Origin of the sequence: Pseudomonas sp. JUb42, assembly GCF_024807945.1 — a bacterium.
Lineage (GTDB): Bacteria > Pseudomonadota > Gammaproteobacteria > Pseudomonadales > Pseudomonadaceae > Aquipseudomonas.
Map to the genome: position 1 here is coordinate 133,057 of NZ_JANUFD010000013.1, position 21,530 is coordinate 154,586.

The window sequence follows — 21,530 nt, forward strand, 5'->3', positions numbered from 1 at the left end:
CGAATTAAGGCCCGAATTATGAGTGCAGCCGTGACCGCTAAACAGAACGTTAAATTCCAGCAGCTCGTGACCAAGCTGCGCGAGATATTCCAGATCGACCGACCGGAGCTCGACTTTGGCATCTATCGCATCCTCAATGCCCGAGCCGATGAGATCAACGATTACCTGGAGAACCGGCTGACTGAAAAAGTACAGGCCGCACTGGCTGTAGGTAATGCCGCCAACACCCAGCAGCTGCAAGCCGAACTGCAGGAGGCGGAGAAAAATGCCCTGGCATTGGGCGTCAGTCCTGATGGCGTACCAAAGGTGCAGGAGCTGCGCAACAAGCTAAAAGCAGCCACCACCGGCTATGGCGAACACGAAAACGCCGTGTTCTCGCATCTGCTCACGTTCTTCTCGCGTTATTACGACAACGGCGATTTCATCAGCCAGCGCCGCTACAAGGGCGACACCTACGCCATTCCCTATGCCGGGGAAGAGGTGATGTTGCATTGGGCCAATAAGGACCAGTACTACACCAAGAGCGGCGAGAGCTTTAGTAACTACAGCTTCAAGTTGGATGACGGTCGCAAAGTGCACTTCCGGCTTACCGCCGCCAATACCGCTAAGGATAATCGTAAGGACAACGACAAGGAACGACGGTTTGCGCTGGTCAGGCCAAAAACCGTCCTCACCATAGATGAGAATGGCGATGAGTACGAAAACAGCACTCTGCCGTTAGAAGAAGTAGATGGCGCAGACGGGACGCAGGAGCTAATCGTCTGCTTCGAATACGCCGAACAGCCGAAAGGTACCAAGCAGGAAGCACTAGTCACTAAAGCAGTAGACGCTGTGCTAGCAGACGTTGCTGTCAAATCACGGTGGCTGGCGCTTGGTAACCGCGCGCCCACAGAGAAGAACCCACAGCGCACTCTGTTGGAAAAGCATCTCTCCGACTACACCAGCAAGAACACAGCGGACTACTTCATCCACAAGGATCTGGGCAGCTTCCTTCGCCGCGAGCTGGATTTCTACATCAAGAACGAAGTGCTTCATCTGGACGACGTGCAGAATGCTGGAGCGTTTGCGGACATCGAGAAGAATCTGCGCATGATTCAGTGCCTACGCGTCATCGCGCTGGAACTGATCGCTTTCCTTGCGCAGTTGGAGGACTTTCAGAAAAAGCTCTGGCTGAAGAAGAAGTTTGTGGTGTCGAGCCATTACTGCATCACGATGGATCGGGTGCCGGAAGAGTTGTATGCCGAGATTGCCGCCAATGAGCTTCAATGGGAGCAGTGGAAGACGCTGGGTCTGTGGTCAAGCGATTCGCCGGGTACGGCGGAGGATTTGAAAACTGCACCGTATCGAATGGTGGACACCAGTCTGTTCAATACTGCGGTCGTGCAGAAACTAGTGGCGAGTATTGAGAACATTGATGAAAGCGTGAATGGCCTGCTCATCAATGGTGACAATTTTCAGGGTCTTTCATTTTTACAGGAGAAGTATCGCGAGCGTGTGAACTGCATTTATATTGATCCGCCGTATAACACGGATGCTTCCGCCATCATTTACAAGAATGGATATAAAGACTCCTCCTGGCTCTCTTTAATTCAGACTAGGCTCGATCAAGCAAAGCGTCTTATGCAAGCAGATGCACTGATCAGCGTCGCCATTGATGATCAGGAGGCGTCACCGCTAATTCAAGTTCTTAACTCGACATTTGAGAAGCAAGTCGGTGTTGCTGTTGTTAAGTCAAACCCGCAGAGTCGAAAGGCAAAGGGTAAGTTTTCCCCTGTCCATGAGTACGCCTTTTTTTATGGTAAAAGTGATAAGTCTTTGCCGTACACCATTGGGTACAGCGCAAGTAAAGCTGCTCGATACCCCTTAGAGGACGAGCAAGGGAGATACTCGTGGATGAATTTCATTCGTGCTGGTAGTGGAGACCGGCGGGAGGATCGTCCGAAGTCGTGGTACCCGATCGCTGTGAATGCACAGAATAATATTCGCATCTTGAAGATGGAGTGGGATGAGGAAACACAAGACTACGTTCTCTTAGAACGACCAATGGAGGATGAGGCGCTGGTGTATCCCGTCAAGTTTGAAAATGGTCAACGTATTGAGAAGCGATGGCAACGTGGTCATAAACGAGTGGCGACAGAATATGACGAATATCGAGTTCGTCGAGCTAACGATGGTGCGATAACCATTGACTTCAAGACGCGCATGGATGATGAAGCACCACCAGTCACCTGGTGGGACAAGGGCGAGTACGCCTCTGCAAACTATGGCGCTTCTGAGTTGAAGGATTTCTTTGGAAAAAAGACGTTTGATTTCCCAAAAGCAAAGAAGCTTGTAGAGGATGCCATTCGCTCATGTGGTGCCGCAGAACCTGAAAGCATCACGTTGGACTTTTTTGCTGGTTCGGGCACCACAGGGGAAGCCGTTCTCCGGATTGGTCGAGAAACAAAAGCATCGCATCGCTTCATTCTTGTTGAGCAAGGAAGCTATTTTGATACGGTCGTAAAGCCGCGCATCCTAAAAGTTGTTTATTCGGCCGACTGGAAAGACGGTAAGCCAACTGCGCCCGATACTGGCATTTCCCAGTGCATCAAGGTTATCAAACTCGAAAGCTACGAAGACACGCTGAATAATCTGCAGCTGCGCCGGGATGCCAAGCAGGGTGAAACATTGTCCCTGTTGAATCAGCAGACCCAAGACGACTATCTGCTGAATTACATGCTGGATATAGAAGTCGCGACTCGCTGCTTTCCGTGCAGGATTTCAATAAACCTTTCGAGTACACGCTGAACGTGGCGGTCGATTCGGCGGGCGCGTTTGAGCCTCGCAATATCGACCTAGTCGAAACATTCAACTATTTGATCGGGCTACGCGTTCGGCATATCGATGCTCAGCCAGAGCGTGGATTTGTGACCGTCACTGGCACACTGCCTAGCGGCGAGAGCTGCCTGGTGCTGTGGCGTGACTGCGAGATACTTAATTACGAAGGTGTGAGTAAACTCTGCGACCGGCTTGCCATTAACCCGGCAGATAACGAGTTTGACGTGGTCTACATCAACGGTGACCACAACATCCCGACAGTACTGATGCAGACCGCAGAGGAAGGCGGTGCCACCCGCGTGCTCAAGCTGCGTCAGATTGAGCCTGAATTTCTGCAGCGTATGTTCTCGGTGGAGGACATCTGATGGCGCGTCCCCGCAAGACTATCGCGACTGCAGGCACCAGGCCTGTCGGAAAAAAGCGCAGCTTTCACCAGGAGTTAGTACTCAATCGCTGGATGATGGGGTTCTTCAAGGGCGGTAACCTGGGTGCCTTGAAGCTGCGCCTGGGTGACGACCGACACGAAGGTATCGACGAGGACGGGCAAACCAAATTTTTCCATGAGCTGAGACGCAACCTATTCGAAGTAGATCGGGTGTCAGAAGCCGATCTACTGCGTTATGACCTGAGCATCGTGGGTCATTGGCAGGCCATCACCGTTCAGCGCAACAAGCTGGAAGGCCATGAACTGCAGATGAAGTACTTTCAGTACCTGTCGCTGCTGTTCACCGAGATTTATCTGGATTGGTATTTCAACAAGCGTCAGGCCCTGCTGGATGGTCTGAATGAGGAGTTGCTGCGCTACCGTTCTGAAGCCGGTGCGGAGCAATTTAAAGTTTTTGAGGCAGACGATCTGAACAAGGTCGCCTTCTGGAACGCCACAGGCAGTGGTAAGACGCTGCTACTGCACGTCAACATCAAGCAGTACCTGCACTATTTCCAAGCAGGTCAGCATGACAGCTACCCGAGCAAGATTATTCTGCTCACGCCCAATGAGGGCTTGTCGCGTCAGCACTTGGAAGAGCTGCATCTGTCGGGTTTTGGTTTTGCTCAGTTCTTCAACAAGGCGCAGAACCCTGCGCGCGGAACCATCGAGATCATCGACATCAACAAGCTTGGTGATGAGATGGGGGACAAGGTTGTAGCGGTGGATGCCTTCGAAGGCAACAACCTGGTGTTGGTGGACGAAGGCCATTCCGGTACAGGTAAAGCCGGCGGTGCCTGGATGAGCCGGCGTGATGCGCTGGTGCGCGGCGGCTTTGCCTTCGAGTACTCGGCTACTTTCGGCCAGGCTGTAGCCAAAGGAATGACCGTGGCTGCAGCGGAGGAAGACATCCAGAAAAAGAAATCCAAGATGCTCTTCGAGACAGTCAGTCTGAAGAAGCTGGATGACAGCCAGCTGGTGCAGCTAGCTCTGAGCAGCGATGAAAAACGCCTAGCGCGTATATCCGCAACCCGTGAGATCTACGCCAAGTGCATCTTGTTCGATTACTCCTACAAGTTTTTCTACGAAGACGGCTACGGCAAAGAGTCGTTGATTCTGAACATGAACGGCGAGGCCTACGAGCAGGAGGAGTACGCCCGCAAATACTTCACTGCCTGCCTATTGGCTTTCTATCAGCAGCTTTGGCTTTGGAGCACTCACCGCGACAAGCTGACCGACTTCAACATCGAAAAGCCGCTTTGGGTGTTCGTGGGCAACAGGGTGTCTGGTGAGGAGTCGGACATCCTGGAAGTGGTCAATTTTCTTGCTTATTTTCTGAACAATGATGCGCAGATCAAGGTATGGCTCGGCGACCTAATTGCGGACAAAGCTCAGATTCTTGATGCGAAGGGTAACAATATCTTCAAGGGGCGTTTCAGTCCTCTTATGAGCTTCGTTGGTAAGCCGGAAGATCTGTATGCCGACATCCTGCATCGAGTGTTCAATGCGCCGGCTAGGCAGCGGCTGAAGCTGGTCAATATTAAGAGCAGCAAAGGTGAGCTGGCATTGCGTGTGGGTGATGCTGAGCCTTTCGGCCTCATCAATATTGGTGACGATGCAGGCTTTTTTGGCCTGGCAGAGAATGTCGATGATTTCGATAGTGAACGTGACGATTTCGGTGGTGCTCTTTTCGGTACTCTGAATAACAGAGATAGTCGGCTCAACATGCTGGTCGGCTCGCGTAAGTTTACTGAGGGCTGGAGCAGCTGGCGTGTCTCTACCATGGGCTTACTCAACATGGGGCAAGGCGAAGGCTCGCAGATTATCCAGTTGTTCGGGCGCGGTGTGCGCCTTAAGGGCAAGGGATTTTCGCTAAAACGGAGTTTGCCAAATGAGCGGCCAAAAGGCTTACATCTGGACAAGCTGGAGACGCTGAATATTTTCGGGGTGCGTGCCAGCTATATGGCCACCTTCAAGGATTATTTACGCGAAGAAGGCATCACCCCCAGTGACGAAATCCTGCACCTGGATTTTGAAACCAGGCCGAACCTGCCTGCCTGCACGCTCAAGACGCTGACCTTAAAAGATGGCTACAAGGACAACCAGAAGCTGGGGTTCAAACGTACGCACTTCCCGCTGCTGTACGAAATTCCCGAAACGTTCAAGGACAAGATCAAAAACCCTCATGTGGTACTTGATCTATATCCACGAGTCGAAGCGCTGTCCACGCAGGATAAGGCCGTGGTTGCCACGGTTGAAGCACGCCATAAGGGGAAGCTGAACGGAGCGCTGTTCACTCTATTCGACTGGGATCGTATCTATCTAGCCTTGCAGGATTACAAGCTGCAACGTAGTTGGAGCAACCTACGGCTGGATCGTCAGAAACTGATCGATTTCTGCGCGAGCTCATCTGACTGGTACACGCTGTACGTTCCAGCGGCGGAGTTGTCGGTGGCGGGGTTCAACGACATTCGTAAGCAGGAGGACACCCTCATTCGTCTGGTGACTGATTACACCGACCGCTTCTACAAAGCGTTGAAAACTGGCTACGAAGGACAGTTTTACGATGTAATCCGCATGGAAGAAGACCACGGGTCAATGCTGAAACTCTATCAGTTCGAGATCGAAAACACGGATGACGGTCTAGAGTATCAGGAGCGTCTGGAAGTGCTGAAGAAATTGCTAGCTGACGGCAAGATCGGTGAGGCCAGTAAGTGGAATGCGCCTCACATGGTCGCCATCAGCTTTGATCGCCATTTGTACTATCCGCTGTTATCACTTGAAGACAAAGACGCGGTTCCGTTGAAGATGCGTCCCCTGGCTTTTGATGCGCCAAGCGAATGGGATTTTGTTCAAGACCTGGAGGCGTTCTACAACTCGCCTAAGGGCCAGGCAGCCATCGGAGGCCGCAGTCTTTACTTGCTGCGCAATGCTGATAGCCAAGCAAAAGGACTGGGTTTCGCGCTGGCTGGTAACTTCTATCCAGATTTCCTGCTGTGGCTTGTTGATGATGCCACTGGCAAGCAATGGCTGAGCTTTGTGGATCCTAAAGGCCTGCGGAACCTGAATTTATCTGACCCCAAGCTTGGGCTATACACGGAAGTGAAGAATCTAGAAGCGACACTTGCTGTTCAGGCTAAGCTTGGTGAGCCTTGCTTGGTCTTGAATGCTTTTATTCTGTCACCGACGAGGTTTGCTGATCTGCTCAATGTCGCCGATGCAACGAAGAAGGCTGACTTGGAAGATCGTCATGTACTGTTTATGGAGGACGGACGCGACAGCTATCTGAGCAATATGTTTGCACGGATAGTTTGAGATGACTGATGGCTCATTGGCTTTCAGGAATTAAAGCCCGTGAGCTGGGATGTCAATCGCATGGTTTTTCGCAACCGTATTCAGCGTAGCGACAATTTCGGCGTGCCGGATCTGCTCGGCAACCTGCCAACTGGCACGGCGATCCAAAAGGCTTTTCAGCTCGCTCAGGTTGTACATGCCCAGGCGATGGAAGTTGCCCCAACTCGGAATGCCGAACAGGTTATAGATAACAACAGTGGCATCACGCTCGCTTGCCAGACGCTTCACGCCTGTTAGCTTTTCCGCAGCCTCTTCAGCTTCGTCGCGGTCGTCGTAGGTGTTGAGCAGTTTCATAGGTTTTCGGATCTACCTTAAGGGGCCGTAGATTCTTGATTTCAGCAAACTGGACTAATTCAGTTTGGCTTGCTAGCCAATAGCTTCGGTATTGGCTAGTGATCAGCTCCAGCTCGCTACAAATGGTCTGCATCTGATCATCAAGGTAGTCCAAAATCGTGGAAAACTGAACCTCATGCATTTCATTTCCCCAATGCGGATACCATTGCCCATCGGCGACGATTTTCTCGATGGAGGGGAGAACTGCCATCCCTACCGCGACCAGTCACATGCCCTCAGAGAACCCACCATCGGCGCCTACTTTGGTTACCATTGCGGAGTCAGATGGGCCTCATCGTAGGCTGCGCAGTGCGCGGGGTCTCCGCCTCCCCCACCATCCCTTCTGGAAAAAGCGGGGTATAAAATGATGACGAACATAAGCGAGCACGAAATACCACCGGCAAACAACCTGAGCATAAAACTCCCAGCAGAAAGTTCTTCAATACCCCCCTATCATCGACCACTTCTCAATAGTGGAAGCCCCACCTCTAAAATATCCTCGGCATCTTTTATGCTATAACCCAAGTATTCAGCGCTGTCATTCCCACCAATATGCTGCCGTAGCGTATTACCCGACACTGAAAATAGCTGCAATGTCCCACCGACACTTTCAACTGATTGACCTGAAATTCTGTTCTGCAAAGCAATCCTGGGCTCCATATTAAAAAACTGCTTTTCAGGATCTAGCCTATCAATTTCGTCGCTTAACCCTTGCACCCTGTCGCCCATGACCAGATATTCACCAGCAGTAAAATCGACTCGCGAGATCTTCAAGGAAAAAACACCTTCCACAGTCGGATATACATGAAATGCGCTATTATTCCCCTTATAGAATTTAGGAGATTGCTCCTCTCCAATATCATCACCGAAAATTGCGAATTCGCAAACTGGGGGATTATCACAAGGGTAAGCCATTGCAACATCGAAGATCATTTTTACGCCAACATCCGCCACTAACGTAGCAATACTTTCAAGTGACGGCAACCTCACCGGCATACACCCCATCGACCCCACTATCTTGCTTACTAGCATATAAGTCATCAAAGCTGGCGCGATGGCCCCTGCATATGCAAAACCCAGACCTTGCCCAAGCATCCCCTGCCAATTAGGATAGGGCTCATCAACCAAGCGGTGACTCAGCACATCAAGCGGCAGAATCTTAGATGCTTGATCTGTCATCAGTTTGGGATTTGTGAGACGCGAATCAGCGGCTGCGAATATCTCCGACGTGGCTTGGTTTTTCCAGATCACTATATTTGTCATCGTTTAACAAGCTCCCTTTGTTTAATTTTCGAAATGGCAAGGTGTGGAACTATGAAAATAGCCACCCTGTCGAGGATCCCATCGCCCAAGATCGGATCGCCGATCAGAGCGTGTCATCTGTCCACAGGCGCATCTGGCTGGTCACCCGCGTCAAGCGGTCTGCATAAGCGCAGTGCGGCTACGCTGATCCGAACACTGCTATGACTCTGGCCAAGGTAGTTCCAGTACCAGAACGCGCGGCCATCAGCTCGGTGGCGGGCTAGATATAGTCGATGCGAAACATCGCAAAAGGCCTCCAAGAAAAGTCGCGCAGGTAGCAGCACTTTCAGTTGGCCAGTTTAACTATAACGGAGCCGGATGGTTCTGGATTTCCACGCAATATTCGATGACGCTACCTGCGAATTTGCTGCGGAAATGTCATGGGTAGCGGGCTGAATGCAGGTGGCAGCACGGTGCCTTTCTGCGCCGCCACTCGAATCCATTCATGGACGAGGGTTGCGTTAACGCTAGGGCTGAGTGCGATGCTGAAAAGCGAGGCTCCTGGTTGGGTGCACTCTGAATGATCTGGGCCTTGAAGGACTTGGATTAGTAACGACGCGCTGTCAGCATGAAATACCCTCTTAAGCCGAATTTGTGCCCACTTAAGTTAAGTGCTGCCTTGCCCTGCTTTGCGCGCCGAGTCGATGACTTGGCCGGACGGGATACCGTCATCGAGATAGCGCGACAGGCTTTGTCGCCTGACCCGCGCAGACTGTGAAAAACGTCCAGGATGCCGCCCCTATGAAAAACCTACTTGCCGTTATCGGCTTCGCTGTCGTTCTAAAGAAAGGCTTCGAGCTCTACCGCGAATACAGCAATCTAAAGCGCGAAAAGCAAGATCGCCCGTCATCCTTCAAGGGGCCAGCAGATGGCTGCGACTGAGAGCGCCCTGCTCGGATTTCATCTGGCAGATACCCGCAGCAAATGCACCAGAAACTGGTGGCATAACGCCATTTGTCCGCGTAGCATCTGCGCTGCCCTTGCTCCAGACCTAAAGCGGCCGAGTGGCATTCAGCACAAGGAAGTTTCCATGTCTCAAGCGAAGGATACGCTGCTCAGGCTTTTTGCCCTGCTGCGCCTGATTCCTACTGAACCCAAGCGCATTGCAACTCCGACGTTGCTGGAAAAACTGTCTGACCGTGGATTTTCAGTAACGCTGCGATCAATCCAGCGCGACCTGAATCGCCTGTCTATTCCCTTTTCCCTGCAATGTGATCAACGCGAGACGCCCTTTCGGTGGAGTTTTACTCGCGATGCGCCTTTGGATTTGCAGGATATGGACGCGCCCACCGCGTTAGCGCTCTATCTGTCAGAAAGTCATCTGGTGAGCCTTCTGCCGCAGAGCGTGCTGGACCAACTCGGTCCGCAGTTTCGTCGAGCTCGTAACTATTTGCATGCTCTTGAGGGCAACGGGCTCGCCGATTGGGCACGGCGAGTACGTGCACTGCCTAATGGCAAGTCTCTTCTGCCCGCACCGGTTGCTTCAGAAGTATGGGCGAAAGTTTCAGCCGGCCTGCTGCTGCAAAAGCAGTTGCACGTCTCCTATCAAAGCCGCAGCAAAGATACGCTTAAGCAATTTTGCCTACACCCGTCGGGGTTGGTTTCTAGGCATGCCATAAGCTACCTTCTGGCTACTGTGGACGACTATGAAGACACGCGCCAGTTCGCATTGCATCGGATTCGCGACATCCAGGTTACGGATAAGCCTGCTGAGACTAGAAGCGAATTTGATATTGATGAGTACATTGCCAGCGGTGTTTTCAGCTATCGCCAATCCGATATTCAGACAGAGCTGGTTGCTGACGTTCACCCACAGATCGCTACTTTGTTGAGAGAAACGCCTCTAAGCCACCAGCAGACCCTGAGCGACATTCCTTCATCGGAATGGAAACGCCTGCGTGCCAGTGTGCCGCTTGACCGTGAGACGCTCTGGTGGATCTTCGGACTGAACGACAACATTCGCGTGCATGCGCCGCAAACCTGGGTGGATGAAATTCGCCAACGTTTGCAGGCCATGCAGGCCCTCTATACGGAAGACCTTGCTTCATGACTTGGCAGGGCTCCCATTTTGCATCTCATCACTTTTGAGTTCGACCGAACAAAAAGTGTTGAAAAACGATTCGCTGAGCTTTTCAACCCACATAAGGATATTGCTATGCCACTCCCGCTTATCATCGGTGCTGCTGCGTTGATCACAGCTGCATATGGTGCCAAGAAAGGCTACGACGGGCATCAGTTGCACTCAGAGGCCGACGAAATCGTTAAAGGCGCACAGGCTCGCTATGACGAGAAGAAGAGCGCTTTTGACCAGCAAGAAAAGCAGACGACTTCAGCACTTGAATCACTTGGAAAAAAAGAACTTGAAATCGGCAAGAGCTTTGATGAATTCAAGACAGTGGCAGACAAGTTGCTGCAACAGCTGAACGCTGGTCGCCAGAAGAAGCTTGAGATCAAAATTCCAAAGCACAAGTTGCAGAAGGTTGAGAATTATAGCTACACCGCGATTGGCGTATTGGGCAGTGTCGCTGGAGCAGGTGCCGCAGGCGCCGCCGCAGGATTTGCGATCTATGGTGGAGTCATGGCTCTGGGTGCAGCCTCCACCGGCACTGCTATTTCATCCCTCGCTGGCGTTGCCGCTTCCAACGCCGCAATGGCGGCCATTGGCGGCGGCTCTCTTGCTACTGGTGGCCTCGGTATCGCCGGTGGGACGGCCATCCTCGGCGCGGCTGTGGCGGCACCGGTGCTTGCAATTGCTGGATGGGCCTATAACAGCCATGGCGAAGAGGCTGTGAAAAATGCTCGTAAGGCTGATGGTGAGGTAACTAAAGCAGTGGCGAAACTGGGCCGAGCCATAACTCATCTCGCCGAGACTAAGGAGTACGTCGGCGAGATCCAGCTCACGTTGTTAGCCATTCACGGCCAGTTCAGCCGGTATTTTGAAACACTGAAGAACATCAACGCCGTGATTGAGGATGCCAAGAGTCGCAACGCCGACGTGCAGGGCGAGCTCTCTAAATTCAACGACTCAATCATCCGTGCTATCGAGAATGGCTATGCCTTGGCAGCGATTCTAGTCAACGTGATCACCACACCAATCTTCAAAATGAAGAAGGTGGATGGTGAGGTTGTGGAAGGAAAAGACGATGTACCCGTAATGGAAACAGATGCGGATGGCTCCATGGTTCTGAACGACACAGAGCTGGCTGACGCTCTGGTTCTGGCTGCTACCGAAGCCGGAAGAATTGGCTCCGCCTGATTTATCTCAGAACTTCTTGCCTCAATTCCTCAATTATTTCTCACGGGTGCCATCATGCACGCAGCAGCGAAATCGTATCCTTGGGCTGAAGAGCTCGAAAATACAGTGGTCAATAGTCTCGCGACCAGCTTCGGACTGGACTTCCTGCTGTTCAAGGACAAGCTCGGTGGCGAGGTCAACACAGTTAACAATGCCCGCCAGGGTATCTGGGCCACCGAGGCGGAAAAGCAGCGATACGAACAGCGCGAGAAATACGACGCTGATCCTTACCATCAACACGAGAACTACATTGCGACTGGGCAGTGGGACAAGCAAGCCCATCAGGCTGGTTCGCTGCATGATCCCTACCGCAATACCAAGATGAGTGTGGACGAGAAACGTAACCTCGACCATGTCATCAGCGCTAAGGAGATTCACGATGATGCAGGGCGTGTACTGTCCGGCCTCGATGGGGTGGAACTGGCCAATCAGGACTCCAATCTTCAGTCTACTCACGAGACTGTAAACAAGTCTAAGAAGCAGGCATCCATCAGTAGTTATCTCGACAGGCTGCCCACGCTTCTCGAAGATCATAAAAAGACGCTGGAAAATGATCGTTTGCGACTTGCCAGTATGCCGCGTGATACGCCTGAGCAGCAGCACAAGGTCCGTGTTCTCGAGGACGGCATCCGCAAAACCGAAGACAAGCTCACAGAGCTTATGGCCATTGACCCTGAGCAAATGCGCAAGCGAGATGAAGCAGCTCGTGCTGGCTATGAGCAGCAGATTAATCATACTTACTACACCAGCAGTTCCTTCCTGAAACAGACTGCAACTGCCTCTGGTTTAGCAGGCCTGAACATGGGGACTCGGCAAATGCTGGGATTGGTCATGGCTGAGGTTTGGTTCGAGCTGCGTGCGCAATTGCCTGCTTTGTTCGAAAAGCTCAAGGATAAGTTCGATCTAGAAGCATTTCTGGACAGCGTTAATAAGTCACTAAAGGGTATTTGGGTACGCGTGCAAGCGCGGTTTCATGATTTTCTGATCGCTTTCAAGGACGGTGCATTCGCTGGTATTTTAGCTAGCGTGACCACCACTATATTTAACATTTTTGCCGCGACGCAGAAAATGGCGGTCAAGATTATCCGGGAAATCTGGGGGCAACTGGTCAAAGCTATAAAGCTGATCATTTTCAATCCGGAACAGCTGGGCTTTGTCGATCTATGTAAGGCCGTGATCTCGTTGTCGTCTGTTGGCGCCGCCACTGTCGTGGGGTCGATCGCTTATAGCCATTTGATGCCGCTATGCGGGTTTCCATTCGGTGGAGAGCTGGCAGCTTTTGTTAGCGCCCTTGTCACTGGCGTCGTTACCCTCGGCCTCAACTACTTCATGCTGCATAGCGGTATGGCTCTTAAAGTCTGGGCGTTTATTGAATCCATCATGCCACACGCCGGGATGATTAAGAACTTCCAGGCTATCAACACTGAACTGGACCGCTACCTAACGGAGTTGGGACAGCTAGAGTTCAACCTGGATGTGGAGGATCTCGCACTGTTCGCACAGGAGCTGATGGCCTGTAACGACGAGATGCAGCGGAACATGTACCTGAAGGTGGAACTGGCCAAGCGTGATATCGAGCTTCCCTTTGAAATGGGCAACGGCGCGAGTACTCGCTCATGGTTGGGGTCATTGGGTTAGATATGCGTGCGTTTCCCTGTAATCAATGTGGGCAGTGCTGCCGAAATGTTCATCTAGCCGAGCAAACCCGATTTCTCGATCGAGGCGACGGGGTGTGTCGACATTTCAGCGAAGACAGCAAGCACTGCACGATCTATGTCGACCGACCCGATATTTGTCGGGTCGATCGACAGTATCGAATGCATTACGCCGAGCGTTACGCTTGGGATGAGTTCGTGGAGTTGAACCTGCAGGTTTGCCAGGTGCTCGCTTTTCAATCATAGAGCCACGGTTTCAGTTCCTGAATATTACCCACCACGATCTGCTGGGCCTCGGGCGCAGGATCGTGGTGTTTGTGATTAATCTGGAAGCGCTGCAGCACATACTTCACCAAGGCGCGGCGAGTGGTGATCAGCAGCTGCCCGTCGATCATACCGAAATCATTGTGGATTATGGCTTGTTGAGCAGTGGCTAATCGTTGGTCCGGCTTGATTATCACCGATATTTCGGTGTTCCACGTTTCGTCATCGCCGATACCGTTTTCGGTTACACCCTCCCTGACTTCTGGGACCCCGCGTAGTCGACTCAGTACAAAGTCACGGTACTCGCGGTTTTTCTCACAATAGGCACGAACGTGCCAGCGCATGCCGCTATACACCAACGTGTGTGGTGCAATGGTTCGACCTTCTGGCTCAGGGCTATTCAACGACACATAGTCGATATCTAGACGCCGACCTTCGCGACAAGCCTTGAGCAATGGGCGCAGGATCTCTGCATTTACTGAGCGGTCAGGGACCTCGAGCACCTTGGTGTGTGCGTACGCCAGGGCGAGCCCCTCTATGTGCGGAGCACGAGCATTGTTCTGATACAGCAGATGCAGGTAAGCGCTGGCACTGTCATCAATGAACAAGGGCTTGAAGACTTTGCTCGGTATGTAGCCCTTGATTTGTTTGTTGTATGTAAGGTTTTTGGGCGCATGTTCGTTGATGTAGGTATTGATGTCCTTGGATGCCTGTTGCCGGCTGATGCCGAAGCTCTGCATCAGGTGGCCCGTGGTCAGGCGGCCCTCCCACCAGGCCACTGTTTCGATCAAACGATAGCGAAGTGCCAGGTCCCAGCGGACTTGTTCGATGGATTGCTTGCGCTTCATGTCCCCTCCATGTGTGTGAGTTTCTTACCTGTATAAGTCTACATCATAGACGTGTAATTTTAAATTACATATCGTGTGGCTGTCTTCGGGATGTCCCGAGCCATCAAGGATAAGGGTATGAACGGGTTGGATGTGGTCGCTGTCGGAGCACTGATATTGCTGGGAGTAATCCTGGTTGTGCTGTTGATGCAGGCTCTGAAGGTGCGTGAAATCTGGCAGATGATGCTCATGAGTAAAGAGGAGATACAGGGGGAGGGCAGTTGCGCAATCGAGAATAAAGAGCTGCGCTCGGCTTTGCGTGCCGAGAAGGCGCATGTCGAGCAGCTGCAGGGAAAGGTTGTGCTGCTGATGGCGTTGGTACCGGCGGCGTGAAGCGCGGTGCGTTCGCCCAATCTCTTAAGTGCTCACAGGATGTCGACCATGGTTTCGTGTTGCCTGATTTGTAGTTCCAAGGCTGTCCTTACTAAGGATGTAGCCAATGCGGCCGTCATGATGATTGGCACTATTACCAGCTTTCTGAGGGGCATTCGCGACGTCCCTGCTGACCCGCCTATTATTGACGACGAAGATCTTCTGGAGCGGGTTGCCCGGGGCGTCGCCAGCTTTCTGGCTGGCCATACGGAAACTCTGGCGTTTGCCACAGACCTTCAGAAGTATCAGTTCAACGGCTATGGGTGCCTGTGTCTGCGCTGCGGCGCCCAGTTCGATCAGGCAGCGTGCCTGATACCGACTTAAGTCAACCTATAAGGTTGAGATTCATCCTTTGTGCGTGATAGTCTTTGTAGGGTGCTAAGCAACCTTATAGGGTGTCTTTATTGTTGGCACAGGAGACCGTCATGCAGGATGCACGATCAGTGGTTGAATGCATTTCGCTCTGTGATGGCAAAGACACTTCCTCATTGAGCCATGTGAATTTAGACGAGAGCCATTATGGGTTTGCCTGAAGATTTTTCTCCCGCGCAATACTTGAAGCTACACCCCGATGTCAGGATGTCGGGGCTCGATCCAGCCCAACATTATTTGGCCTGGGGGCGTGGCGAAAATCGCAGTTATAAGCGAGACCCTGATTCGCTGTATCCAAAGGTCGAAGGGGTTTTTAGTTATGACGGGCTATCTTCGATACATAACCATGACTTCATGAGCGACGAACACTATATCGCCGCTTATACTCGCGGTGTCGAAGCGGTCGGTTCAGACTATAAATGGTTCTGGCGAGTGCATATCGGATTGTGGGCGGCAAGAACTGCCGCCCAACATGCCGGCGACTTTGTTGAGTGCGGCGTCAATTATGGCTTTCTCAGTTCAGCCATTATGAAAGACCTCGATTGGAATAGCACCGGCAGGACGTTTTATCTGCTGGACACTTATGCCGGTATCGATGACAGGTATCTGTCCGATCAAGAGAGGGCGGGTGGCGTCGCGGAAAAAAATCGCAAACTTGTCGAGGAGGGTGTCTACACATCGAATATTGATACGGTGAGAAAAAATTTCTCAGAGTGGCCAAAGGCGAAAGTCATACAGGGTACGATTCCCGACACCTTAGCTGACATCGACTCAGAACAAATTGCGTATTTGCATATCGATCTGAACTGCACTCTTCCCGAGGTAGCAGCGCTTGAGTATCTGTGGGAGAGGTTTGTGCCAGGCGCCATTATTTTATTGGATGACTATGCTTATTACGGCTATCAGCCGCAAAAAGATGGCATGGATGAATGGGCGGCAAAAATGAAAATATCCATCGCTAGTCTGCCAACAGGGCAAGGGCTGATGATTAAACCCTGACCCGCTATACCCCCTCTGTCGTTTGGGCTAAGCAGTACTGTTATCTCATCGTTGATGATGAGTCCCCGGAATAATCCTGGAGTTATTCCTTTCGCTCTATGGCACCCGCTCGGCATTTTTCTGAGCGGGTTTTTATATGGCAGTATCAAGCATGTCGACAAGCTGGCTGTCGAGGGTTTGACGAAAGCCATCCTTCATCAGTATGTAAACAACACTCTCTGTCTCAAAGAAGCAGCTGTCGAAAGATATCGGACAGTCACTGACGACTGCGTGGTTTGTTGAACCATCAGTGTCCGCAGGCCGGCCATAAACAATAACGGAATGAAGTCCGCGTTGCTGGCTGTTTGCAACTTCCGGCGTGGCGTTCACCACGTCGATGATTATCCAGTGCTTGAGTGGGCGGTAAACCTTGCCCGGATAACGGCTTTGCGCAATGCCCATCAGTTCAGATGGCTCCAGCCAAGAGCCTTGAGCGCTCGCTGCGGGGCTGTATAGCGTGCGCTTTGGGGAATTCGTGAAGCTATCCATTGGTCGCTTCTCGTGCGGGTAGCGAGTAAACATAATAGACTCCAATGCAACCTTAAAGGGTGATTTTCATCCTATAAGGTCCTTCATGTCAACGAGGCGATGCCCAACTATTTAGGTTGATTTGGGAGGGTGTCGTGATAGCTATAGATCAGAAGCAGTTGGCAGGTGTGGTAGGGCGAGCTATTTCAAAACAGCGCATCCGTTCCGGACTGACTCAGGAGGAGGTGGCCGAGCGGCTGGGCGTTGGCAACGAAGCTGTTTCGCGTATTGAACGAGGCATCGTGATCCCCAACGTTGCTCGCCTGCTGGAGTTCGCTATGATCTTCGGTTGCGATGTCGCGGAGCTCCTGACCGATGCCAGCTATCGGCCAGAAGATCAGGCAAGCCGCATCAGTCGGCTCCTGCATCCTTTGACGGCGTTGGATCGGCAGTTGGTGGTCGACGTGGTCGAGCGTTTGACGAATCGACTGGGGCGGCAGGACTGAAGCAGTGGAGGGTGAGACGGTAAGGTTATGTGCCTGGAAGTTCTGACGCAGTCTTACGTTCAGTGATTGCAGGATGGCAATATGCCTTGCCACTACAAGGAGCGTCACATGGGAAGTGGAGTAGTGAAGGGTTTGTTTGTCTCGATTGCAATGGCGCTTTTGGTTGGCCGCACAACCGCGCAGCGCATCGACCGGCCTGACAGAGCTGACGATCGCCAGCAACAAGAAATAGCTTTTCGCAAACCGCTCCGTAAGAAGTTGAATCGTTGGAGCAGCGCTACTTCGCAGATGTTGCGGTCGTATCGGCTTGCTGAGATAGGAAAAGTGTCAGCGCCGCCGTCACTTCTTCCAAAGATTAGAACCGGATGGGCTGGAATACGGTATGGGATACCTGAATGGCCGGAACTCAAAAAATCTCAAAAAGATCGAAAAAGCCCTGGAACCCCGGTATTCATTGGATTTCAGGCACAAAAAAAGACGCCCGTAGGCGTCTTTTTTCTGTTTGGTGGAGCCGGGGGGATTTGAACCCCCGTCCGCCAGTACTCCGCTGTCGGTCCTACATGCTTAGCCGTGTCTATTAAGTTAACCCTCAGCGACCCGACGGGCAGGGTGCTTTGGGCGAGTTGTGTAAGTTTTAGCCGCTTCGTCCACAACGTACTGCACGGCGATTCTGTTCTATATGACAATCACTTCGGGTTTACAGACATCCCCTAGTGATTGCTGGATCCGAAGATACCAGGAGGAAGGCTAGCGCCGCTTACGCAGCGAGAGCTTGTTCCCCGTAATGGTCGTCATTGGCAACTATAAGTAGTTGCAACAGTGGATTTACGACTTCTGTTACCAAGTCGGCATGCACCTAAAGTTTCATCACCGGCGTCGAATCCTAATCGGCCCCAGTGGCTGCCAGAAGCAGCCAGGTCGTGGAGTCTACGCCAATCAATGGCTTGCGTCGACCCGTGTTGCGTGTTGCCTGGCACGATAGGGGCTCATTCAGAGCCCCTATCGACTGAAGCGCCAGCATTTACTTGGTGGCGCCGCCGTCCGAACCCGAGCCGCCGAGTTTCAGCTCGCTGATGGTCTTGGTGGTATCGGCGATACATTTTTTGCTGTCGCCAGCGCTTTGAGCTGCGGTCGCTTCATGCTCCGCTTTCATCAGTTGCTTTTTGGCATCGGCATCAAGGTTGGCGTTGGTCGAAACCTGCGCATCTTTGATGGTCTGAATGTTGGCGGCACAGAGGTCGTCTGCTGCGAAAACCGGGGAAGCCAACAGTGCGGTAGTAAGGAACAATCCAGCGAATACGGTACGTTTCATGTGTATCTCCTTGGCCTGTGGACCTGGTTTGACCGGTCTATGAGGGCCGAATCCAAAGTCAGAATTAAGCCCCGTCTGGTTGAGGGGCTTACATAGATGACTGTGGTGATTCGCAGGGGTTCTATTTATTTTGCGCTGGGTGTGAATGGTGTCGCTTCATTGCGAGCGCTTCGCTCTCGATCGCCAGCAAGCCGGCTCCCACGGAATCTCTCTTCGATTCAGAGGGTTGTGTTGTGTCTGATAGGGTCAGCCACAGCCGCTGCACAGAATCTCGTTACAAATCATGTCCTGCGCGGTTGGGTCACGCGGTCGACCAGGTAGACCAGCCCGTGATAGTCGATGCCGCCGTGGCGGGTCAGGCCGATTTCGCAGGTGCGGCTGGTGGAGATGCCTTCTTCGCAGTACTGCACGGCGTCCTTGAGGGTGCGCAGTGAGTGGGCGTTGAGTTCGGGTTGGGTGAAGCCTTTGTCGCCGGCGAAGCCGCAGCAGTGAATGCCTTCGGGGATGACCACGTTGACGCTGCACAGCCGTGCCAGTTCGATCAGCGCCTGGCTTTCGCCCAGGTGCTGGGTGCTGCAGGTGACGTGGACGGCGATGGGTTGCTGCTGAGGCGTAAAGGTCAGTTTGTCCAACAAATGCGTGCGGATGAAACGCACCGGATCGTACAGGTCGAGGCGGGTGTCCTTGAGCTCCTGGACCAGGCGCAGGGTGCACGGGCTGGTGTCGCAGTAGATCGGGTCGAGGCCGCCGCGGCTGGCTTTGCTCAGAGCCGCGAGCAGTTCATCGCGCTTGGCGTCGGCCTGTTCGTTGTAGCCCTTGGAGGCGAACGGCTGGCCGCAGCAGAGGCTGTCTTGATTGTCCGGGAACACCACTTGGTAACCGGCTTTTTCCAGCAGGCCGCGGGTTTTGTCCAGCAGCGACATTTGCTCGCGATCAGCCGCTGCCGGGCCCATGACCCGCGATACGCAGGCCGCCAGATAGACCACCCGTGGACGTTGATCGTCCGCCACTGGCGTAACGCGAATGGCCTGTTCGGCCTGCGGCATGGCCGGGGTCCATTGGGGGACGCGGCCGGATGAGGCTTTGCTCAGGGCGGCGGAGATTTTTGCCAGGCGTGGCGCGCCCAGCAGCATGCGTGCGCCATTGGCGGCGTGCAGGGTGAAGCGTGCGCCTTGCAGGGCGGTCTTGAAGTGGTCGGCCAGCCAGGTCGCGGTTTTGTCGTGATGGGCTTCGCGGCTGCGCAGCTTTTTCACCAGCTCCCCGGTGTTGATGCCTACCGGGCAGCGCTGCGAGCACAGGCCGGTGGCGGCGCAGGTGTCGATGCCCTGGTAGTGGTAGCCGCGCTCCAGTTCGGTGGTGTCGATGCCGGCGCGTTTTTTTGCCTGGATATCGCGCCAGATGACGATGCGCTGGCGTGGGGTCAGGGTCAGGCCGTTGGAGGGGCAGACCGGTTCGCAGAAACCGCACTCGATGCACTTGTCGACGATTTCGTCGGCGGCGGGTAGCGGCTTGAGGTTTTTCAGGTGGATCTGCGGGTCGGTGCTCAGCACTACATCGGGGTTGAGAATGCCGTTGGGGTCGAGCAGGCGTTTGAGTTGCCACATCAACTGGTAGGCGTCGCGGCCCCATTCCAGTTCGACGAAGGGCGCCATGTTACGGCCGGTGCCGTGTTCGGCCTTGAGCGAGCCGCCGAATTCCACTGCCACCAGTTGCGTGACATCTTCCATGAAGGCGCTGTACCGGGCCACTTGCTCGGGATCGTCGAAGCCCTGGGTGAAGACGAAGTGCAGGTTGCCCTCAAGGGCATGGCCGAACAGGATCGCTTCGTCATAGTGGTGCTTGTCGAACAGCTCGATCAGGCGACGTACGCCGATGGCCAGTTGTTCCACGGGGAAGGTGACGTCTTCGATGATCACTGTGGTGCCGGTCTGGCGTACGGCGCCGACGGCGGGGAAGGTGTCCTTGCGGATGGCCCAGAGGCGGGCGTTTTCCTGTGGGTCTTCGGTGAAGTCGACCTGTTTTTCCACGGCGAAGGGCGCGAGCGAGGCCATGATCTGCGCCAGCTGCTCATGCAGCAGAGCTTGCGAGGCAGCACGGGCTTCGATCAGCAGGGCGCAGGCGTTGTCCGACAGTTCGCGGACGAAGGCGGGCATGCCGGGTTTGTCCTGGACCGAGCGCATGCTGCGGCGGTCGAGCAGTTCGACGGCGGAGACCGGCTGGGTTTTCAGCACGGTCACGGCGTTGCAGCAGATTTCCACGTCCGGGAAGACGATCAGTGCCGAGGCTTTGTGCGGGTGATCGGGCACGGTGTCGTAGGTCACGGCGCTGATAAAACCGAGAGTGCCTTCGGAGCCGACCAGCAGGTGGCTGAGGATATCCAGCGGCTCATCGAAGTCGACCAGGGCATTGAGGGACAGGCCGGTGGTGTTTTTCAGGCGGTATTTGTGCCGGATTTTTGCTGCAAGTTCAGTGTTGGTGCGGGTCTCGCGACCCATGCGGGCCAGTTGCTCAAGCAGCTCGCCATGGCTGGCCTGAAAGGCTGAGACACTGGCCGGGTCTTCGCTGTCCAGACGCGTGCCGTCGGCCAGCACCACGCGGATGCCGGCCAGTGTGTGATAGCTGTTCTGGGCCGTGCCGCAGCACATGCCACTGGAATTGTTGGCGACGATGCCGCCGATTTTGCAGGCGTTGATTGAAGCCGGGTCGGGTCCGATCTTGCGCCCGAACGGGGCCAGCCAGGCGTTGGCCTGGGCGCCGATCACACCGGGCTGCAGACGAATCTGCGCGCCTTGCTGACGGACTTCACGACCGTTCCAGTTATCCCCCAGCACCAGCAGTACCGAGTCAGTGATGGCCTGGCCGGAAAGGCTGGTGCCTGCTGCGCGGAAGGTCACCGGGACTTTTTCGGCTTGGGCCAGTTGCAGCAGGGCGACCACTTCGTCCTCGGATTCGACGCGGATCACCAGCTTGGGGATCAGTCGATAGAAGCTGGCATCGGTGCCGAAGGCCAGGGTCGAGAGCGGGTCATCGAAGCGGCGTTGCGCCGGGATCAGGCGTTGGGCTTCGCGGATAAAGGCGGCGGGCAGGCTCATGGCTACTCCAGGATCAGGCGTTTACTCCGGGTGGTCCCG

The 21,530-nt window shown here is 53.7% G+C and carries 19 protein-coding genes and 1 other RNA gene; 13 read left to right on the forward strand and 7 right to left on the reverse strand.

Annotated elements, in window-relative coordinates; translation table 11 throughout:
* Positions 1 to 18 precede the first annotated feature (18 nt).
* From M2401_RS24100 to M2401_RS24110, 3 genes are read left to right on the forward strand one after another with little or no spacing between them, the layout of a single operon-like run.
* Entirely contained in the window at positions 19 to 2,787 is a 2,769-nt protein-coding gene (locus M2401_RS24100) for a site-specific DNA-methyltransferase (RefSeq protein WP_259106606.1), read from the forward strand.
* Positions 2,751 to 3,182 carry a hypothetical protein gene (locus tag M2401_RS24105; protein ID WP_259106608.1) on the forward strand — a complete coding sequence of 144 codons (432 nt, stop codon included), beginning with the start codon at positions 2,751 to 2,753 and terminating at the stop codon, positions 3,180 to 3,182. The genes M2401_RS24100 and M2401_RS24105 overlap by 37 nt, the downstream gene beginning before the upstream one ends.
* Positions 3,182 to 6,556: a DEAD/DEAH box helicase family protein gene (locus M2401_RS24110; protein ID WP_259106610.1), complete on the forward strand. Its 3,375-nt coding sequence runs from the start codon at positions 3,182 to 3,184 to the stop codon at positions 6,554 to 6,556. The genes M2401_RS24105 and M2401_RS24110 overlap by 1 nt, the downstream gene beginning before the upstream one ends.
* A 30-nt stretch (positions 6,557 to 6,586) precedes the next feature.
* On the opposite strand, the gene M2401_RS24115 is transcribed toward M2401_RS24110, so the two are convergent.
* Both M2401_RS24115 and M2401_RS24120 read right to left on the reverse strand, forming a co-directional pair.
* Complete coding sequence (locus M2401_RS24115) at positions 6,587 to 6,889, reverse strand: hypothetical protein (RefSeq protein WP_259106612.1); 303 nt, start codon at positions 6,887 to 6,889, stop codon at positions 6,587 to 6,589.
* A gap of 492 nt (positions 6,890 to 7,381) precedes the next feature.
* The gene (locus M2401_RS24120) at positions 7,382 to 8,191 is read right to left on the reverse strand and encodes a hypothetical protein (protein ID WP_259106613.1); all 810 of its coding nucleotides are present in this window, start codon (positions 8,189 to 8,191) and stop codon (positions 7,382 to 7,384) included.
* A 780-nt stretch (positions 8,192 to 8,971) separates the two neighbouring features.
* Between M2401_RS24120 and M2401_RS24125 the strand changes: the two genes are divergently transcribed.
* From M2401_RS24125 to M2401_RS34725, 5 genes are all read left to right on the forward strand, one after another.
* Positions 8,972 to 9,112 (forward strand): hypothetical protein, encoded by a 141-nt coding sequence (locus M2401_RS24125; RefSeq protein ID WP_259106615.1) that lies wholly within the window; start codon positions 8,972 to 8,974, stop codon positions 9,110 to 9,112.
* 148 nt (positions 9,113 to 9,260) lie between these two features.
* Positions 9,261 to 10,280, forward strand: a complete 1,020-nt coding sequence (locus M2401_RS24130; RefSeq protein ID WP_259106617.1) for a YafY family protein — start codon at positions 9,261 to 9,263, stop codon at positions 10,278 to 10,280.
* A gap of 18 nt (positions 10,281 to 10,298) precedes the next feature.
* Positions 10,299 to 11,486: a hypothetical protein gene (locus M2401_RS24135; RefSeq protein ID WP_259106618.1), complete on the forward strand. Its 1,188-nt coding sequence runs from the start codon at positions 10,299 to 10,301 to the stop codon at positions 11,484 to 11,486.
* Between the two features lie 54 nt (positions 11,487 to 11,540).
* Positions 11,541 to 13,163 (forward strand): hypothetical protein, encoded by a 1,623-nt coding sequence (locus tag M2401_RS24140; protein WP_259106620.1) that lies wholly within the window; start codon positions 11,541 to 11,543, stop codon positions 13,161 to 13,163.
* A 2-nt stretch (positions 13,164 to 13,165) separates the two neighbouring features.
* Positions 13,166 to 13,426, forward strand: a complete 261-nt coding sequence (locus M2401_RS34725) for a YkgJ family cysteine cluster protein (RefSeq protein ID WP_409033976.1) — start codon at positions 13,166 to 13,168, stop codon at positions 13,424 to 13,426.
* Here M2401_RS34725 and M2401_RS24145 read toward each other — a convergent pair.
* Positions 13,417 to 14,292, reverse strand: a complete 876-nt coding sequence (locus M2401_RS24145) for a YafY family protein (protein ID WP_259106622.1) — start codon at positions 14,290 to 14,292, stop codon at positions 13,417 to 13,419. The genes M2401_RS34725 and M2401_RS24145 overlap by 10 nt on opposite strands.
* Positions 14,293 to 14,409: 117 nt before the next feature.
* On the opposite strand from M2401_RS24145, the gene M2401_RS24150 reads away from it, so the two are divergent.
* From M2401_RS24150 to M2401_RS24160, 3 genes are all read left to right on the forward strand, one after another.
* The gene (locus M2401_RS24150; RefSeq protein WP_259106624.1) at positions 14,410 to 14,664 is read left to right on the forward strand and encodes a hypothetical protein; all 255 of its coding nucleotides are present in this window, start codon (positions 14,410 to 14,412) and stop codon (positions 14,662 to 14,664) included.
* Between the two features lie 117 nt (positions 14,665 to 14,781).
* Positions 14,782 to 15,027 (forward strand): hypothetical protein, encoded by a 246-nt coding sequence (locus M2401_RS24155; RefSeq protein WP_259106625.1) that lies wholly within the window; start codon positions 14,782 to 14,784, stop codon positions 15,025 to 15,027.
* A gap of 195 nt (positions 15,028 to 15,222) precedes the next feature.
* The gene (locus M2401_RS24160) at positions 15,223 to 16,074 is read left to right on the forward strand and encodes a TylF/MycF family methyltransferase (RefSeq protein ID WP_259106627.1); all 852 of its coding nucleotides are present in this window, start codon (positions 15,223 to 15,225) and stop codon (positions 16,072 to 16,074) included.
* A gap of 132 nt (positions 16,075 to 16,206) precedes the next feature.
* On the opposite strand, the gene M2401_RS24165 is transcribed toward M2401_RS24160, so the two are convergent.
* A complete protein-coding gene (locus M2401_RS24165) occupies positions 16,207 to 16,635 on the reverse strand; it encodes a DUF6957 family protein (protein ID WP_259106629.1) in 429 nt (142 codons plus the stop codon).
* Positions 16,636 to 16,736: 101 nt separating this feature from the next.
* Here M2401_RS24165 and M2401_RS24170 point away from each other — a divergent pair, with 101 nt between their 5' ends.
* On the forward strand, positions 16,737 to 17,087 hold the full coding sequence (locus M2401_RS24170) for a helix-turn-helix domain-containing protein (protein WP_259106631.1): 351 nt from the start codon (positions 16,737 to 16,739) through the stop codon (positions 17,085 to 17,087).
* A gap of 108 nt (positions 17,088 to 17,195) precedes the next feature.
* Positions 17,196 to 17,612, forward strand: coding sequence for a hypothetical protein (locus M2401_RS24175; RefSeq protein ID WP_259106633.1), 417 nt, complete (start codon positions 17,196 to 17,198; stop codon positions 17,610 to 17,612).
* On the opposite strand, the gene ssrA is transcribed toward M2401_RS24175, so the two are convergent.
* The 3 genes from ssrA to M2401_RS24190 form a co-directional block, all read right to left on the reverse strand.
* Positions 17,591 to 17,982, reverse strand: a transfer-messenger RNA (tmRNA) gene (gene ssrA, locus M2401_RS24180). The genes M2401_RS24175 and ssrA overlap by 22 nt on opposite strands.
* A 126-nt stretch (positions 17,983 to 18,108) precedes the next feature.
* Positions 18,109 to 18,399 (reverse strand): hypothetical protein, encoded by a 291-nt coding sequence (locus M2401_RS24185; RefSeq protein ID WP_259106634.1) that lies wholly within the window; start codon positions 18,397 to 18,399, stop codon positions 18,109 to 18,111.
* 281 nt (positions 18,400 to 18,680) lie between these two features.
* Positions 18,681 to 21,491, reverse strand: coding sequence for an FAD-binding and (Fe-S)-binding domain-containing protein (locus tag M2401_RS24190; protein ID WP_259106636.1), 2,811 nt, complete (start codon positions 21,489 to 21,491; stop codon positions 18,681 to 18,683).
* Positions 21,492 to 21,530: the final 39 nt, after the last annotated feature.